The organism is Winogradskyella pacifica, from assembly GCF_013403915.1.
Taxonomy (GTDB): Bacteria; Bacteroidota; Bacteroidia; order Flavobacteriales; family Flavobacteriaceae; genus Winogradskyella; species Winogradskyella pacifica.
Genome location: NZ_JABFDI010000064.1, coordinates 1 through 739, shown reverse-complemented (window position 1 = coordinate 739; position 739 = coordinate 1). Strand labels below are relative to the sequence as shown.

At 60.4% G+C, this 739-nt stretch carries 1 protein-coding gene; it reads right to left on the bottom strand.

Annotation, left to right across the window (positions count from 1 at the left end; translation table 11 throughout):
- Positions 1 to 115: 115 nt before the first annotated feature.
- Positions 116 to 739 (bottom strand): IS3 family transposase (locus tag HM984_RS18055; RefSeq protein WP_179350118.1); only part of this gene is annotated, 624 nt, incomplete at its 5' end.

Below are 739 nucleotides of genomic sequence, written 5' to 3'. Positions count from 1 at the left end.
CGAGTGCGCACAACAACCGGGAGGCGACGGCGTCGAGTTGTCGGACGTGACCGAAGGAAAACGCCCGGAGAAACTGATCTGCCGCAGGGATTTCGGACACTGGAGATGGTTGATTTCAGGCCGCGTTGACGTGCTGCCGGTAACTGTAGTGGACGTCGTTCGGGGCTTGGTAGTCGAGGGCTGAATGCCTCCGTCGTGGATTGTAGAAGCCCTCGATGTAACGAATAACATCCTGTCGCGCTTGGGGTTTCGTCGCGTAGACAGTGCGGTAGACGCATTCGTTCTTCAGTGCAGCGAAGAAACTTTCGGCCATGCTGTTGTCCCAGCATTGACCGGTCCGTCCCATCGAGGACCTCATCCCTAGTCCGGCCACCAGAGCCCGGTAGAGCTGCGAGGTGTAGACGCTGCCGCGATCGGAATGAAAAATCGCTTCCGGCTCGATCAGAGTGGTGGCAGCAGCATTGCTCAGTGCGGCTGCGACGAGCTCGGTGCGCATGTGATCGGCGATCGACCAGCCCACGACCTTACGGGAGAAGCAGTCGATCACGGTCGCCAGATACATGAAGCCCTGCCAGGTGTGAATGTAGGTGATGTCCCCGACGAACTTGATTCCCGGGCGGTCGGCAGTGAAGTCCCGCTTGACCAGGTCCGGCACTCCGTCGTCGTCGCCGGATTCGGTGGTCGTGCGGAACGGACGCGGCTGGCACGGGACCAGGTTGTGTTCGCGCATGATCGAACG